Raw genomic sequence first — 15506 nt, forward strand, 5'->3', positions numbered from 1 at the left:
CCTCTCTGCGAATGTGCACGGGATCACCGGGCATGCCCGGGCAAGGAGCCATACGCGGAGGCGAAAATGCGAGCCAAGGACCTGATGTCCACCCGATGCGTCACGGTGTCCGCCGAGAACAGCATCAAGCATGCTGCACAGATCATGCTGGACCATGATCTGAGCGGCCTGCCGGTCCTTGCCGACGATGGCCGGCTCGTGGGAATCATCACGGAGGGGGACCTGCTTCGTCGTTGCGAAGTGGGCAATGTGAAGGCTGGCGAGGAACTGCCCCCGGAGACAAGGGCACGAGGCTATCTTCATGGCCACGGCTGGAAGGTCGGCCATGTCATGTCGCCGGACGTGGTGGCTGTGACCGAGGATGCGTCCGCCGACCACATAGCCGAGGTCATGGCCAGGCACGGGATCAAGCGGGTTCCGGTGCTCCGCGGGGATCGCGTCGTAGGCATCGTCTCCCGCCGCGACCTCCTCAAATTGATCTGTTCGGCGCCCAAGGATGCCACGGCGCCTGGCGACGCGGCGATCGAGCGGAGTGTTCGCGCGCGGTTGAATCAGGATCTCGGGCTTGGTGATGACCAGATCGAAGTCAAAGTCAAAGCGGGAACGGTTCGCCTGCGGGGCTCGGTAGGGTCCGAAGCCGAGCGCCAGGCGCTGGCCGCATTGGCAGAGGGTGTGCGCGGCGTCGCCGGGATAGTACTCGATGTGGCGATTGCGCCTGGCACCGAGATCATCGATCGTGACCGGCAGGGTCGTCAGCTCAGATAGACCTCGCTTCCATAGCGTCGCATCATGCGCTGGCTGTTGAAGTAGGAGCCGATCTTCGAGATGGACTGCTTCATCATCCAGATCCAGCGCGGGCGGTTTTCGTAGAAGAGCGGCAGAACGGTCCGTTCGAGCTTGTCCAGGCAGGCGGATGCATGTTCCTTGGCAGGCTGGCCTCCCTCTCCGATGGCCCACCCAGTAACGCCTTCGACCCATCCTTCACTCCACCAACCGTCGAGAACGCTCAAGTTGAGCACGCCGTTGAGCGCTGCCTTCATTCCGCTGGTGCCGGACGCTTCCAGTGGCGGCATCGGCGTGTTCAGCCACACATCCGCGCCCGAAACAAAGAGCCGGGCCAGCTCCATGTCGTAATTCGGAACGAAGGCAGCCGGGAGCTCCGGCGCCAGTTCACGGATATGGCGATGGATCTCGGCGATCAGCGCCTTGCCTTCCTGATCCTGCGGGTGCGCCTTGCCGCCCATGACGATCTGGAAGGGATAGCGCCGATTGATTTCGCGAAGCCGATCGAGGTCAGTGAAGATGAGATGAGGCCGCTTATACCCGGTCATTCGGCGAGCGAACGCGATGATCGGCCGCTCCTCATCAAGCATTTGGCCGGTCGCCTTCGCCACCGCGGCGACGAGACCCCTCTTCGCCCTTTGATGCGCGTTCCAGATCGCCTCGTCGGGCAGTTGCTCGCAGCGTGTCAGCCGCTCCGGCTGATGGGCCCAGCTCGAAAGAATGCCCTGGAACAGTTCCGCGAACGATGGATGCGCCCATGTCGGGACATGAACCCCGTTGGTGACCGCGCCCACCTGGTAGCCTGGGAACATAAGGCGGGTCGTCTCGGCATGGACTTCCGCCACACCATTCACATGCCGGCTGAGGTTGAGCGCGAGGAGCGTCATGTTGAGCTCGTCCTTGCCGCCCAACTGCTTGAGCAAGTCGGGGTCTACCAACCCGCCATGCCCCAGGATTCGCTCTACCTCGCCATAGGAGAACCTGTCATGGCCGGCTTCGACCGGCGTGTGGGTCGTGAACACGCAGGCTTCGCGGACCTTATCCAGTCGCCCCTGCAACGGCACATCGCTTCCGGTCTGCTTGGCGAGAAGGTGGAGGGTAAGTAGGGAAGCATGGCCTTCATTGAGGTGAAATTTCCTGATCTCGAAGCCGAGTCCTTCGAGAATTCGAGCACCGCCGACCCCAAGCACGATTTCCTGCTTGAGACGGTAGGCGGCATCACCGCCATAGAGACGGTCCGTTATGCTTCGATCTTCCGGACGGTTCTGCTCGAGTCTCGTATCGAGGAGAAGGACAGGGATCCGCCCGCCGAGCGGGCAGGAGACGACGTAGAGCCATGGCCTCACCCAGACGGAACGCCCCTCGATATCGACGGCCGCCATAAAATCCAGCTGCGTGGCCCAGTCTTCCACGCGCCATGGATCCGCATGGTCGACCTGCTCCCCTGCGCTTCCTATCTTCTGCCGCAGATAGCCCTCGTGCGACACAAGCGTGACGAACACGAGCGGCAAGTCGAGATCGGCGGATGACCGGGCGCAGTCGCCGGCAAGTATGCCGAGGCCCCCGCTATACGTCCGCATCTCCGGCCGGAGGGCAATCTCCATGGAAAAGTAGGCAATGCTGGTGTGCCTCAGAAACTGTTGGAGAGTGTCCATGGCCTTCTGTTCCTTCATGGGACCGGTCGTCGCCGGCATGCGCCGCCGCGAGACTAAACCTTCCCGACCGCTGACAGGACATGGCGTGCGATCACCACTTCCTCGTCGGTCGGGATCACGTATACGTCGACCGGGCTGTCAACAGCGCTGATCCGCTCCGCATGGGTTTCGTTGGCGCCGTGATCGATCCTTGCGCCGAGCCATGTCAGACGTGAGCAGATGGCCGAGCGGATCGAGGCCGAGTGCTCGCCTATTCCTGCGGTGAACACCAGGCCGTCGAGACCGCCCATCGTACTGGCCAGTGCCGCCGCCTCCCGCGCCGCGCGGAAGGCGAAGAGCTCAAGCGCTTCGCGGGCGCGCGGATCGCGGCTTTCCGAAAGCGTCCGCACGTCGCTCGAGATACCGGAAACCCCCAAAAGGCCGGACTCCTCGTAAAGCACATGCTGAAGCTCCGCGGGAGAAAATCCCTCCTCCTGAAGGAGGTAAAGGAGCACGCCCGGATCGATCGCACCGCAGCGCGTGCCCATCACCAGGCCGTCGAGCGCGGAAAATCCCATGGTGGTGTCGACGCTGTTGCCGTCGTGCAGGGCGCATAGGCTCGCGCCGTTTCCAAGATGCGCGACAATGACCCGTCCTGCCGCGAGCTCCGGAGACGCCTGCCGCAGGCGAGATGCGATATATTCGTAGGAAAGGCCGTGAAATCCGTAACTCTGGATTCCCATAGCCTCGTAGCGCCGAGGCAGGGCGTAGCGCCTGACCGTGGCCTCGATCGTTCCGTGAAAAGCCGTGTCAAAGCAGCCGACCTGCGGCAAAAGCGGTCGCAAGGCAGTAAGGGCACGGATAGGGGCGATGCTGCGCGGCTGATGGAGCGGCGCAAGGGGCGTCAGCTTCTCCACTTCGTCGATCACCTGCGGCGTCAGCGGTACCGGCTCGCTGAACCGGCTGCCGCCGTGGACGATGCGGTGGCCGGCCGCAACAAGTCCCTGACCGGTCCAACTGTCGGCCCAACGGAGCAATTCGCCGATCGCATCTTCAAGGCCCCTGCCCGGCAACTCCTTCTCCAGAAGCGTTTTCCCATCCGGGCCCTTGGCGGTCAGGCTGCGCACGTTGCCAAGGCCGACTGCGCCACGGGCCATGGAGCGCGGTACTCCTGAAGAGCCAGCCTCGTAGAGACCAAACTTGAGGCTCGAGGAGCCGGCATTGAGAGCGAGGATGGCACTCGGCATCAATCACCGGCTTCGGCGGCCGTCTTATAGTGCCACCCCCAATCGCGGATCTCGGGCATGTCTTCGCCGTGCTCACGGATATAGGCGGCGTGCTCGGCGAGCTTGTCGTTGAGCCGTGCGACCAGTTCGCCCGCCTTGCCACCCAGCCGCGTCACGCGGGTGGCGGCGGCCATGGCGAGATGGAACCGATCGAGCGAATTCATCACCACCATGTCGAAGGGCGTGGTGGTCGTGCCTTCCTCGCGGAAGCCGTGCACATGGATGTTGTCGTGGTTGGCACGTTTGTAGGTCAAGCGGTGGATGAGATACGGATAGCCGTGATAGGCGAAGATCACCGGCTTATCCCTTGTGAACAGTGCATCGAACGCTTGGTCGTCGAGACCATGCGGATGCTCGCTCGCCGACTGCAGCGTCATCAGGTCGACCACATTGACGACGCGGATTTTCAGGTCGGGGAAGGCGGAGCGCAGGATGTCCACGGCCGCCAGCGTTTCCAGCGTCGGCACGTCGCCGGCGCAGGCCATGACCACATCCGGTTCCTCGTCCCGAGCCACCGTCCCCGCCCATTCCCAGGTGCCCGCCCCTGCCCTGCAGTGGATCTCGGCCTCATCGGCGCTCAGCCATTGCGGCGCCGGCTGCTTGCCGGCGGTGATCACATTGATGCGGTTGTAGGTCTTGAGGCAATGGTCGGTCACCCACAAAAGGGTGTTCGCGTCGGGCGGGAAGTAGAGGCGGATCGTATCCGCCTTCTTGTTGGCGACGAAATCGGCGAACCCGGGATCCTGATGGCTGAAGCCGTTGTGGTCCTGCCTCCAGACATGGGAGGTGAGCAGGTAATTGAGCGATGCGATCGGCTTGCGCCAGGGGAGCTCGCGCGAGACTTTCACCCATTTGGCGTGCTGGTTGACCATGGAATCCACGATGTGGATGAAGGCTTCATAGCAGGAGAAGAGCCCGTGGCGGCCTGTGAGCAGGTATCCCTCCAGCCAGCCCTGGCAGAGATGTTCACTCAGGATTTCCATGACGCGCCCGTCGCGCGCCAGATGCACGTCATAAGGCTCGATCCTCTCCATCCAGACACGATCGGTGACATCGAAGACCGCATCGAGCCGGTTGGACGATGTCTCGTCAGGTCCCATCAATCTGAAATTGTCCGCATTCAGCTTCATCACGTCGCGCAGATAGGTGCCCATCACGCGTGTCGCCTCGGCCTTCACCCCTCCCGGCTGCGGAGTGTCGATAGAGTACGTCTTCCAGTCCGGCAGGACGAGGTCGCGCTTCAGAAGCCCGCCATTGGCATGGGGATTGGCGCCCATGCGCTTGTTTCCCGAAGGCGCGAGAGCCGCAAGTTCCGGCCGAAGGCGCCCGCTCTCGTCGAACAGTTCCTCCGGCTTGTAGGCCCGCATCCAGTCTTCAAGCAGGCGCCGATGCGCTTCATTGCCTCGTGCGTTGGCAACCGGCACCTGGTGCGAACGCCAGAAGTCCTCGACCTTCTTGCCGTCAACTTCCTTCGGGCCTGTCCAGCCCTTTGGGCTGCGCAGCACGATCATCGGCCAGCGCGGGCGCTCTCCCAGCCATTCGGGGTCGCGCGCCTGCCGCTGAATGGCGGAGATGCGGTCGAGCGCCGTGTCAAGCGTGCGGGCCATCAGCTTGTGCATTTCGGCGGGCTCGCTGCCTTCCACGAAGAACGGCTCATATCCATCGCCGGTGAAGAGAGCGCGCAGTTCCTCATCGTCCATCCGGCCAAAGATCGTGGGATTGGCGATCTTGTAGCCGTTCAAGTGGAGAATAGGCAGAACGGCACCATCTCGCGCCGGGTTGAGGAACTTGTTGGAATGCCACGCCGCGGCGGTGGGTCCGGTTTCCGCCTCGCCGTCGCCGACCACGCACGCAACCAGCAGGTCGGGATTGTCGAAAGCGGCGCCGTAGGCGTGCGCGAGCGCGTAGCCGAGTTCCCCGCCTTCGTGGATCGAACCCGGGGTTTCCGGGGCCGCGTGGCTGGGCACCCCGCCGGGAAACGAGAACTGGCGGAAGAGCTTTCTCAGCCCTTGTTCATCCTGAGGCACATCCGGATAGATTTCGCTGTATGTCCCTTCGAGATAGGTGTTGGCCACCATCGCGGGGCCGCCGTGCCCCGGACCGCAGACATAGATCACGTTCAGGTCGCGCGTACGGATGACCCGGTTCAGGTGGACGTAGACGAAGTTCAAACCCGGCGTCGTTCCCCAATGCCCCAGAAGCCGAGGCTTGACATGCTCGGCCCTGAACGGCTCGCGGAGCAGCGGGTTGGCCATGAGATAGATCTGGCCCACCGAGATATAGTTTGCCGCTCTCCAATAACGGTCGATCGCTTCAAACTCCGATAAGCCCGGCCCTGTTTCGCCGTCGGTCTTGGCAACATCCATTTGAATACTCCTCACGGCAGAAATCTGGGGCAGCGGCACGGAACGAAAAGGCTTTCGCGAAAAGACATGCCACGTCCGCCCGGAGGAGACGTTGATCGGTGTCAACGCGCACTTCAGATTCGAGACGCGCGAGGAGAGCGAACACTGAGGCGGCCGCCCGGAACACGCGGCGATCGCAAATTTGTTTCTGTTTGACGCGGGTCAAGGCGCGGCTGCGCTCATCTGCGAATTTACGCGGGAACAAAGAGGCGTGCACCGCAATGCAACGGAAGCTCCGAACCACAACCGCCGCGGCTCTGCTTCTGGCGAGCATTGCAACGCCTGCAATGGCCGAGAACGCCGAGATCGTACGCGGCCGAGCCCTCGTTGAGGCGAACTGTTCGCGTTGCCATGCGGTAACTCGGACCGACGTCAGCAAGCACCCGGAAGCGCCGGCACTTCACACGCTCTGGGAGCGCTACCCGATCGATGCTCTCGAAGAAGCCTTTGCCGAAGGCATCTATGTCGGCCACCCAGACATGCCGGAATTCGTGGCTGACCCCGACCAGATCGCCGCCATCATCGCCTACATCGAGTCGATTCAGGACTGACGGCGGGCAACCAAGGAACCAGAACCATGACCGAACAAGTAAAATGCATTCTCGTGGGCGTAGCCGCGAAGGACGATTTCTCGGCCACGCCGGCGCTTGAATTCGCCATTGCTCTCGCAAAAAAGCACGGTGCCTGTCTCACCGTCTGCGCCCTGCCCCCCGCCTTCTATGTGCCTGTCACACGCACCGGCGGATCCGCGTCCGCCATCCTCAAGAGCGAGATCGGACGTCTCGAGGAGATCACCCATCGATCCGCACGCAGTGCGTCGGAGCTCGTCAGCAAGGCCGGAGTCTCGTGCATCGCCGAGCACACGCTCTCGCCGCTTGAACCCAGAACCGGTCGTCTGGTGCGCCTGGCGCGCGTGAACGACGTCACCATCCTCGATTCCGCCGAGCCCGAGGACAACGCCCAACGCGCCGCGATCGAAGATGTCCTCTTCGACAGCGGCCGACCCGTGCTGGTCATACCGAGGGCCGGTGGGAATGCCGAGCCCAGGCGCATTGCCATCGCTTGGGACGGCAGCGCCCGCTCGGCACGGGCGGTGGCCGACGCCCTGCCGTTCCTCAAGCAGGCAGGAGCCGTTTTCGTCGTCACCGTCACGGGCGAAAAGGATCTCTCGCGTATGGCGCCGGGGGCTGACCTTGCCACTCACCTTCTTCAGCACGGCGTTTACGAGCCGCACCTGGAGACACTTTCGGCGATCGACGATGATGCCTCGGCAAGGTTGCGCAAATTCGTGAAGGACGAGTCCATTGACATGGTCGTCATGGGCGCATTCGTGCATTCACGCTTCCGACAGGCGATCCTCGGCGGTGTGACGCGTTCGCTGCTGGACGACGTTCCCGTGCCGCTTTTCATGGCGCACTGAGGCAAACCGGCGGGCGCCTCCCAGGCGCCCGCCATGCTCCTCGAAACGATCCTCTCATCGGGTAACCACGGTCCCTGCATGGCATTCCAGAATGGCGAGCGCATCCTCGAGCGCGCCAATGCCGGCGATGCCGCCGGTCGCCCCGACAAAGGCTTTCGCTGCCTCGACCTTCGGCCGCATCGAGCCGGCCGGGAAGTCTCCCGGATCGAGCTCGCTCGGTGCGGCTGTGCGGATTGCAGTTTGGTTCGGCCCGCTCCAGTCCCGATAGACCGCATCGACATCTGTCAGCATCAGCAGGGCGTCGGCGCCCAGGTCTTGCGCCAGGAGTTCTGCCGACCGGTCCTTGTCGATTACCGCTTCCACCCCCATCAGGCCACCGTCGGGACGGCGGACGACCGGAATGCCTCCGCCGCCGGCGCAAACGACGATCACATTCTGCTCAAGCAGCAACCTGATCACCGAAACGTCGGGGATGTGCATCGGGAGCGGTGAAGCCACGACCCGGCGATACTTGTCACCGTCCGGCGCGATCTCCCAGCCGCGTGCCTTTGCAAGATGTTCCGCTTCCTGCCGTTCATACACCGGCCCGACCGGCTTGGTCGGGCGTTTGAAGGCAGGATCGGAAGGATCTACCTCGACCTGCGTCAGAAGGGTCGCGACGCGCGGACCGTCGGGAAGCGCGTTTTCAAGCTCCTGCTCGATGAGATAGCCGATCATGCCTTCCGTCTCGGCGCCCAGCACGTCTAGCGGATAGGCCTCGTCGGGCTTGTAGGCGGCCGATTGCAACGCGAGGAGACCCACCTGCGGCCCGTTGCCGTGGCAGACCACGACGCGATGGCCGGCCCGCACGACCTCCGCTATGGCCGCCGCCGCGCGCTTCACATTGGCGCGCTGGTTCCCGGCCGTCGGCGGCTCTCCGCGCTTAAGCAGCGCGTTGCCGCCAAGGGCGATGACGACAAGCATCTTTCACCCCCCGATCGTCGCCACGAGGACGGCCTTGATCGTGTGCATGCGGTTTTCCGCCTGCTCGAAGACGACCGAGGCGGGGGATTCGAACACCTCCTCCGTCACCTCCATGCAGTCGATGCCGAATTCCTCGAAGATCTTCTCGCCCATCTTGGTCTCGCGGTTATGGAAGGCGGGCAGGCAGTGCATGAACTTCGCGTGCGGGTTGCCCGTCGCCTCCATGACTTCGGAGGTGACGCGGTATTTCGTCAGCCGTTCGATGCGCTCGGCCCAGACCGATTGCGGCTCGCCCATGGAGACCCAGACGTCCGTATATACATAGTCGCACCCCTTCGCGGCCTGCTCGATGTCCTCGGTGAGCGTAATCCTGGCGCCAGTGCGCGCCGCGATCTCGCGGCACTGGTCGATCAGCTGCGGATCGGGCCAATATTGTTCCGGTCCGCAAAGCCGCATATCCATGCCGATGAGCGCCGCACCGACCATGAGCGAGTTGCCCATATTGTTCCCGGCATCGCCCAGGAAGGCGAAGGACACGGCCGACAGGTGCTTGCGCGTGTATTCGCGCATGGTCAGGAAATCGGCCAGGATCTGTGTCGGATGGAACGCGTCGGTCAGGCCGTTGTAGACCGGCACGCTGGCATGGCGGGCAAGCTCTTCGGCAAGATCCTGCCCGAAGCCGCGATACTCGATCGCGTCGTAAAGACGGCCGAGCACACGCGCCGTATCCTTCATCGATTCCTTGTGGCCGATCTGGGTTCCCGTGGGCCCGAGATAGGTGACATTTGCGCCCTGATCGTACGCAGCGACCTCGAAGCCGGTTCGCGTGCGCGTGGAATCCTTTTCGAAGATGAGGGCGATGTTCTTGCCCTTCAGGCGCTGCTGTTCGTAGCCGCCATATTTGGCCTGCTTCATCGAGGCAGAGAGTTTCAGGAGGAACCGGAGCTCGTCCGGCGTGAAGTCGAGCAGCGTCAGGAAACTGCGTCCGTGGAGATTGACGGGCATGGTCTTGGCCTCTGGATTGGGGATCAGGTGGGATCGCGGATGAGCGGGCAGGTCATGCAATGTCCGCCACCGCGGCCGCGTCCGAGCTCGGCGCCGGGGACGGTGATGACCTCGACACCGGCTTTTCTCAAAAGCGTGTTGGTGTAAACGTTGCGGTCGTAGCCGACGACGACGCCTGGCTCGAGCGCGACGACGTTATTGCCGTCATCCCACTGCTCGCGCTCCTGGACGTAGGCATCGCCGCCCGTCTCCACGACGCGCAACTTCTGAAGACCGAGTGCGCCGGCCACCACCTCGGTCAGTGGCTGTTCCTCGACGCGGACGTCCACCGTGCCTGGCTTTTCGCCGGGGCGGAGGGAATAAGCCTCGATACCGTTCACCACTTCGGCAAAGACGGTGACGAGGTCGCGATCGCAGAAGGTGAAAACCGTGTCCAGATGCATGCTCGCCCGCTCCCTGGGCAGCTTGCAGGCGATGACACGCTCGGCGGCTCCGTGGGCGAAGAGGGAGCGCGCGATCTGGCCCACGGCATGGGCCGTCGTGCGCTCGCCCATGCCGATCAGAACCGCGCGGTTGCCGATGGGCATCACGTCGCCGCCTTCCGCCGTGGCGGCGCCGAAGCTGCGGTCGGGGTCGCCGAACCAGACGGGAAATCCGGCGTCGCGGAAATCCGGATGGAAGCGGTAGATCGCGGCGATGTTCACCGTCTCGAGCTGCCGCGCGTTCCACCGCATGGGATTGAGCGTCACGCCCTCATAGATCCAGCAAGTCGTGTCGCGGGTGAATATGTGATTGGGCAGCGGCGGCAGGATGAAATCCTCCGGCGTCAGAACTGAGGCAACGACACTGTTGGTCTTCACCGGCAGCTCGGCCTTGCTCAACCCGCCGACGAGGATGCTTGACAGCGCATCGGCATCGATCTCCATCAGGTGAGCATGCAGATCGTCGGCAAGGCCGATGCCGACCGTATTGTCATTGACGCGCCGGTCGAGCAGCCAGCGCCGTGCCTCCGGGATGCGCATGGTCTCCGTCAGCATTTCGCGCAGGAACACCACCTCCACGCCGCGATAGCGCATGGCGTCGACGAAGGTCATGTGCTCGACGCGGGCCTGCTTTACCCAGATCACGTCGTCGAACAGGAGTTCGTGGCAGTTGGTCGGCGTCAGGCGCGCCAGCGCCGTCCCGGGCCTATGCACCATGACGCGGCGCAGCTTGCCCACTTCCGAGTGCACTCCGTAGACAAGGGACATGTCGGTTTCCTCAGGCGAGAACGGTTGCGACGCTGAGGCAGATCATGATGATCGCCGACAGGATGAGGAGCAGAGGCCACATGAAGGCGAGCCAGCGCTCATAGGGCACCCGGCCGATGGCCAGCGCGCCCATCACCACGGCGAAGGTCGGGTTGATCAGGTTCACGAGACCGTTGGCCGATTGATAGGCGGTGACGACGAGATCGCGCCCCGTGCCGACGAAACAGAATACGCCGGTTCGGTCACGGACGAGTTCGCCCGCCGTGCGCAGACCACAAAATATGCATGGCAGCGGTTCAAGAACCAGATTGGCGAAATCGGGCTTGCCATTGGCGATGCCCTTCTGCCGCCGCTGAAAGAGGCAATGAACGTACTTGGGCCGGTTGCTACGAGAACAGGTGAACTTGCCGACCGCTTCCCGCATCTGACCCGCGCTGTCACCCTCTCGGTCGGTGGACTGATAGGCTTGCGCGTTGCCCTTGTCGGCGTCCAATGGGCGGCCCTAATGGCGCGTGGCGGCCTTCTGTCCGCCGCGCTGCCTATCGTAAAGCTTGGCACATGGGCGAGGAATGCAGCGGGTGGTGCAATCGCCCTGCAAGCCGCCGGAATGTCCGGCGCGAAGATGACAGGCTTGCAGAAGGTCACGACGGCGTTCTCTGGCATCGCTCGGGCCGTTCCGGGCTTCGGCATCCTGAAGGGCGCGCTTACTGCAATCGGCGGCGTTATTACCGGCATTTCCGCACCCGTTGCCGCTGTTATCGGAACGCTCGTTGCCGGGGGCATCGCGATCTATAAGTATTGGGATCACATTTCCTCATTCTTTACCGGCGTCGGGCGGGCGATTGGCGAGCTTATGGCTCCTGCAATCGAGGAAATCCGCCCGCATCTCGAATGGCTCGCTCCGATAGGCGACGCGATAGCGGCGGGATGGGAGCGGGTGAAAGCCGTGTTCTCAAGCGTCCGTGAGTGGATTGGCAATCTGTTTTCCCGCGAGGTCCTTTCCGAAAAGGAAAAGAAGAATTGGGAGCGCGCCGGTTACGAAGCAGCCATGGAAATGGTCGAGGCGATCAAGAGCGCTTTCACGGGCCTTGTGGATTGGGCGAAGGGAATAGGCAGCCGCATTGGCTCGGCAATTTCGACCGGGGCGTCAAACGTAGTGGGGTGGGTGAAGGAGAAAGCCGGGTTTGGCGGATCGGCGGGCGGAGCCCAGCCGGTTGAAGCACGGGCCATGGGAGGACCTGTCCGGCGCGGCAGAACCTATCTGGTGGGCGAGGAAGGGCCGGAACTGTGGCAGGCTCCTAGCAGTGGCAGGATCACCCCAACGGCGGAAACCCTGGCACTGCTAAGCGGCGGGGCATCGGAGAAAGGTGCGCAAGTCACGAACCATGTTTCGGTCAATGCTCCGATAACTGTAACCGGGGCAAGCAATCCAAGAGAAACGGCGAGAGCCGTGGCCGATGCCTTGACCGAGAAACTTTCGCTCACCGTCCGCGGCATTCACGCGGACGTTGGCGTCGCCTGATCTTGCTAAAGCTCATGCCTGACAATAACGTCGGCGCGGGCTTCGGCCCTGCGGGCGGCGGGGCTCCATTCCCCCCATACGAAAAGCTCTGCCCCCGCTTCCTCCCGGCCTTGAATTGTTCCGGTGTCCTCGCATAGATCGTTCCACAGTGCAGGAGGATTGAAGATGCAGGGAGCCGCCCGACCGTATGCAGCACTCAAAATTGATGAGTTAGCCGCCGAGTTCATTGGTGCCCGCAACTATGGCGACGTGAAGCGCCTCAAGGCGCTAGACGACGAACTTACCCGGCGCAAGTCGCGGCGAGCGCGCGCATTGTCGGCGCATGTAAGCCTCGCCCTGGCATCGGCCGCCAAGCGCGCAGCGTAGGCGGTCCATATGAGAACCCTCGCAATCGCGCTAGCTGCCGCGCTGACAATCCTGACGCCCGCACATGCCGGTGATGAAGTAGAGGTCGACTTCGACCAAGTGCCGGCGCTTCACATTCCGCTTGGAAAGCGCGTCGTGTCGGCCCGTCCGGCATTCGAGGATTACGCCTTCATGCTCTTTGACGTGTGCGACGCTCTTTCCCTCGAAGGCGACGACTGCCTGATCTATCCGCTGAACGCGTCGCTCGGCGGAAACGCTGTCGCGACGATCTTCGACGGCAATCGCGTCATCATCTATGACCGCGAGCTTTCACCGCTTGTCGGCTACGAAGGCGCAGAAATGATCATTGCGCACGAGCTTGCGCATCATCATTGCGGCCATATTGGCACCGCTCCCGATCCGAAGCAGGAACTTGCAGCCGACGCGCTTGCAGGGGCTGCTGCGCGTCTGATGGGGCGGTCGCTTGATGCCGCTCTGTCGGCAGTCAACGTGCTGGCCGAACGGCCGTCATCGACCCATCCGGGCCGACAGGAGCGCATTGAGGCAATCACAGCAGGCTGGAACGATCCCGAGAAGGCGAAGGGCTGCTGACAGGCGGCTCCTGCCCCCTTACCCATTCTCATCGTCAACGCTTAGAACCATGCTCCTGTAGCCTCCTCTTGGCTAGGCAGGGCATTCTATAGGCGGGCGGCCCCAATGGCCGCCGCACCTGTGCTTGCGTTTTCCACAGGCGCAGATGATAATCGCGCTAACGCTTCCCTTGTGAGGCACCGAGGCCGGGCTTAGACTTGGCCTTTTCTGCGGAAAGCTCAGCCAGACATTAGACCCGCGAAGAAATTGCCATGCAAAATGAAGGCACCGCCCAGTACACCAGCGATCAATGAGCCGACACCTGCGACGATGCTGAACCGATAGGTGAAATCGAGGGCGACGGTATGAGGCGGATCGTCAGTCCACTGTTCCGGGTCCCAGAGCATATCGTACCGCGCCATTTGTTGATAATTGTCTGAGTGCAAAGACCAATTGAACCAAGCCGACAAGCCGGAAAGCATCGCCAAAGCGATGCCGACTATAAATGACCATATCGGGGCGATGTACTGCTCTACTCCGTCAACCTTCAGCCCAATAGACCCAAGATATGAAAAGAGGCTCCACAACGCGCCTCCATTTATAAGGATGAGCGACGCAATGAGCCAGCGGCCATACTCAGCCGCAACAGAAAATGTTGCTCGCTGGCTCTCCTTCAGGTCGTGATAGACTAATGCTGCCGCTTGCTCCCGCGTCAGCATCTGCCGTTTCAGCAGCGCCTTGTCGCTCTGGTCCATGATGAGCTCCCCCTTTTTTGCACACGCATATTTGACCCGATCATCAATCGGGTCAACGTCGGGCAGCATCGCCACCGCGTCCCGTTCCTCGCCCTTCTCTGACCCGCCTTCGCGGCTCAGGCCCTTCCGCCGACCGCCTTCGCAGGCCGGTTTTTTTTCATAGATTGCTCTGCGTTCTGCGATGTGGATCCCCCGCTCGGCTGGCGAAAGCTCGCCGCGCGCTAGGTTCACGTGCACGCTGCCGCACTCAATGGTCAGCGACAGACCGGGGCAGCGGACAGAGTAGGCGACTGGATCGCCCCTATGCTTCCCGCGCCATGTTGAAGGCCAGACACGTTATCCCCAAGCCGGCCATTTCCCGTCACCGTGGCTACCCGGTGGCTACCGAGCACCAAAAACAGAAACGCCCGGCTCAGATTGGGTGCTGTAACTTCTTATATTTATTGGGGGAATTTGGTTGCGGGAGGGCGCAACCATCTTTGCTTGCGCTACAGCGCTAGCCATCCCTTGAAGGCGACAGCCGCACATGAAGTAGCAAAAACAGCGGTCGTGCCTGCCAGTTTTCTCACAATGCTGTTCCAAGCTGCCGCCTAGCGCCGTCAGAAATCTCTACTTTCATAGGGTGTCTATTTTTGACACCCTCTTGTACGAACCTGTCGTCATCGAAAAGCCGGAGACTCAGATCTCCTGACCTGGAGTAGATGATGAACTTTACGCACTACAATTTAGGTCACGTGGAGCGAGGAAGCGTTGTCGCCGTCACGCTCAGCGGAAATGCTGCCAACGTCCGCCTCATGGATGGTTCGAACTTCAACAACTATAAATCGGGCCGACACCATCGCTACATTGGCGGTCTTGCGAAGCGCTCACCGGTCCGACTGACAGTGCCACAATCTGGCATTTGGCACGTCGCGGTAGACATGCAGGGACTTCGTGGCTCAGTCCGAACTGGTGTTCGGGTAATCCCGAGTAAGGTATTTGGCCCACTGCCAGCGATCAATGAGGCTCCGCTGCGGAGCGTGCCGACGCTTGTACGCAACGAAGACGATGACGATCTCGCGCCCGCACCTACGTCTCCGGATGGGCGAGTGTTTGACGTCTTCATCTCCCATGCCTCCGAGGACAAGGACGAAGTCGTTCGGCCGCTAGCAACTGCCTTGCGCGACGCTGGTCTGTCAGTGTGGTACGACGAGTTCGAGCTGCGCATCGGTGACAGCCTTCGACGGAAGATCGACCGCGGACTGGGAAGCAGCCGTTTCGGCGTGGTGGTGCTGACACAGGCATTCTTTGGCAAGGGGTGGCCGGAGTACGAGCTGGACGGGCTGGTGACCCGCGCCGTCTCGGGCGAGCAAATCTTGCTGCCGATCTGGCACAACGTCTCGAAGCGCGAAGTGATCGGGTATTCGGCTTCACTCGCCGACCGATTGGCAAGAAGCACCGCTACCCACACTGTTGAGGAGATCGCTGCGGAGATCGCGGAAGTGGTGCGTCTGCCTAAAGCAGCATGACGTTTAGCGCACGCAAGGAGGTCTACATGACTCGGCAGG

At 62.3% G+C, this 15506-nt stretch carries 15 protein-coding genes; 7 read left to right on the forward strand and 8 right to left on the reverse strand.

The genetic code is table 11. From position 1 onward, the window contains the following. Window positions 1-66: 66 nt before the first annotated feature. A complete protein-coding gene (locus HUS57_RS09315; protein WP_173933022.1) occupies window positions 67-765 on the forward strand; it encodes a CBS domain-containing protein in 699 nt (232 codons plus the stop codon). Here HUS57_RS09315 and glgP read toward each other — a convergent pair. Genes glgP through HUS57_RS09330 form a run of 3 tightly spaced genes read right to left on the reverse strand, consistent with a single transcriptional unit; the run spans window position 753 to window position 6069 of the window. Continuing rightward, a complete protein-coding gene (gene glgP, locus HUS57_RS09320) occupies window positions 753-2438 on the reverse strand; it encodes an alpha-glucan family phosphorylase (RefSeq protein ID WP_173933024.1) in 1686 nt (561 codons plus the stop codon). The two genes, HUS57_RS09315 and glgP, sit on opposite strands and share 13 nt — an antisense overlap. Window positions 2439-2491: 53 nt before the next feature. Continuing rightward, entirely contained in the window at window positions 2492-3664 is a 1173-nt protein-coding gene (locus HUS57_RS09325) for an acetate/propionate family kinase (RefSeq protein WP_173933026.1), read from the reverse strand. Continuing rightward, on the reverse strand, window positions 3664-6069 hold the full coding sequence (locus tag HUS57_RS09330) for a phosphoketolase family protein (RefSeq protein ID WP_173933028.1): 2406 nt from the start codon (window positions 6067-6069) through the stop codon (window positions 3664-3666). The genes HUS57_RS09325 and HUS57_RS09330 overlap by 1 nt, the downstream gene beginning before the upstream one ends. Before the next feature lie 260 nt (window positions 6070-6329). On the opposite strand from HUS57_RS09330, the gene HUS57_RS09335 reads away from it, so the two are divergent. Both HUS57_RS09335 and HUS57_RS09340 read left to right on the forward strand, forming a co-directional pair. Then, complete coding sequence (locus HUS57_RS09335; RefSeq protein ID WP_173933030.1) at window positions 6330-6659, forward strand: cytochrome c; 330 nt, start codon at window positions 6330-6332, stop codon at window positions 6657-6659. A gap of 26 nt (window positions 6660-6685) precedes the next feature. Beyond that, on the forward strand, window positions 6686-7528 hold the full coding sequence (locus HUS57_RS09340; protein WP_173933032.1) for a universal stress protein: 843 nt from the start codon (window positions 6686-6688) through the stop codon (window positions 7526-7528). A gap of 54 nt (window positions 7529-7582) precedes the next feature. On the opposite strand, the gene arcC is transcribed toward HUS57_RS09340, so the two are convergent. From arcC to HUS57_RS18140, 4 genes are read right to left on the reverse strand one after another with little or no spacing between them, the layout of a single operon-like run. After that, the gene (gene arcC, locus HUS57_RS09345; RefSeq protein WP_173933034.1) at window positions 7583-8491 is read right to left on the reverse strand and encodes a carbamate kinase; all 909 of its coding nucleotides are present in this window, start codon (window positions 8489-8491) and stop codon (window positions 7583-7585) included. A 3-nt stretch (window positions 8492-8494) separates the two neighbouring features. Next, entirely contained in the window at window positions 8495-9496 is a 1002-nt protein-coding gene (gene argF / locus HUS57_RS09350) for an ornithine carbamoyltransferase (protein ID WP_173933036.1), read from the reverse strand. Window positions 9497-9519: 23 nt separating this feature from the next. Next, window positions 9520-10746, reverse strand: coding sequence for an arginine deiminase (arcA, locus tag HUS57_RS09355; protein ID WP_173933038.1), 1227 nt, complete (start codon window positions 10744-10746; stop codon window positions 9520-9522). Window positions 10747-10756: 10 nt separating this feature from the next. Next, window positions 10757-11239, reverse strand: coding sequence for a hypothetical protein (locus tag HUS57_RS18140; protein WP_348640564.1), 483 nt, complete (start codon window positions 11237-11239; stop codon window positions 10757-10759). Between the two features lie 12 nt (window positions 11240-11251). Between HUS57_RS18140 and HUS57_RS09365 the strand changes: the two genes are divergently transcribed. From HUS57_RS09365 to HUS57_RS09375, 3 genes are all read left to right on the forward strand, one after another. After that, window positions 11252-12268: a hypothetical protein gene (locus tag HUS57_RS09365; protein WP_173932364.1), complete on the forward strand. Its 1017-nt coding sequence runs from the start codon at window positions 11252-11254 to the stop codon at window positions 12266-12268. Window positions 12269-12433: 165 nt separating this feature from the next. Further along, the gene (locus tag HUS57_RS09370) at window positions 12434-12634 is read left to right on the forward strand and encodes a hypothetical protein (protein ID WP_173933040.1); all 201 of its coding nucleotides are present in this window, start codon (window positions 12434-12436) and stop codon (window positions 12632-12634) included. Between the two features lie 9 nt (window positions 12635-12643). After that, window positions 12644-13225 carry a hypothetical protein gene (locus tag HUS57_RS09375; protein ID WP_173933043.1) on the forward strand — a complete coding sequence of 194 codons (582 nt, stop codon included), beginning with the start codon at window positions 12644-12646 and terminating at the stop codon, window positions 13223-13225. Window positions 13226-13443: 218 nt separating this feature from the next. On the opposite strand, the gene HUS57_RS09380 is transcribed toward HUS57_RS09375, so the two are convergent. After that, window positions 13444-14034 carry a hypothetical protein gene (locus tag HUS57_RS09380; RefSeq protein ID WP_173933045.1) on the reverse strand — a complete coding sequence of 197 codons (591 nt, stop codon included), beginning with the start codon at window positions 14032-14034 and terminating at the stop codon, window positions 13444-13446. 626 nt (window positions 14035-14660) lie between these two features. On the opposite strand from HUS57_RS09380, the gene HUS57_RS09385 reads away from it, so the two are divergent. Then, complete coding sequence (locus HUS57_RS09385; RefSeq protein WP_210256067.1) at window positions 14661-15467, forward strand: DUF1883 domain-containing protein; 807 nt, start codon at window positions 14661-14663, stop codon at window positions 15465-15467. Window positions 15468-15506: the final 39 nt, after the last annotated feature.

It is taken from the genome of Chelativorans sp. Marseille-P2723, from assembly GCF_902809845.1.
Taxonomy (GTDB): domain Bacteria; phylum Pseudomonadota; class Alphaproteobacteria; order Rhizobiales; family Rhizobiaceae; genus Chelativorans.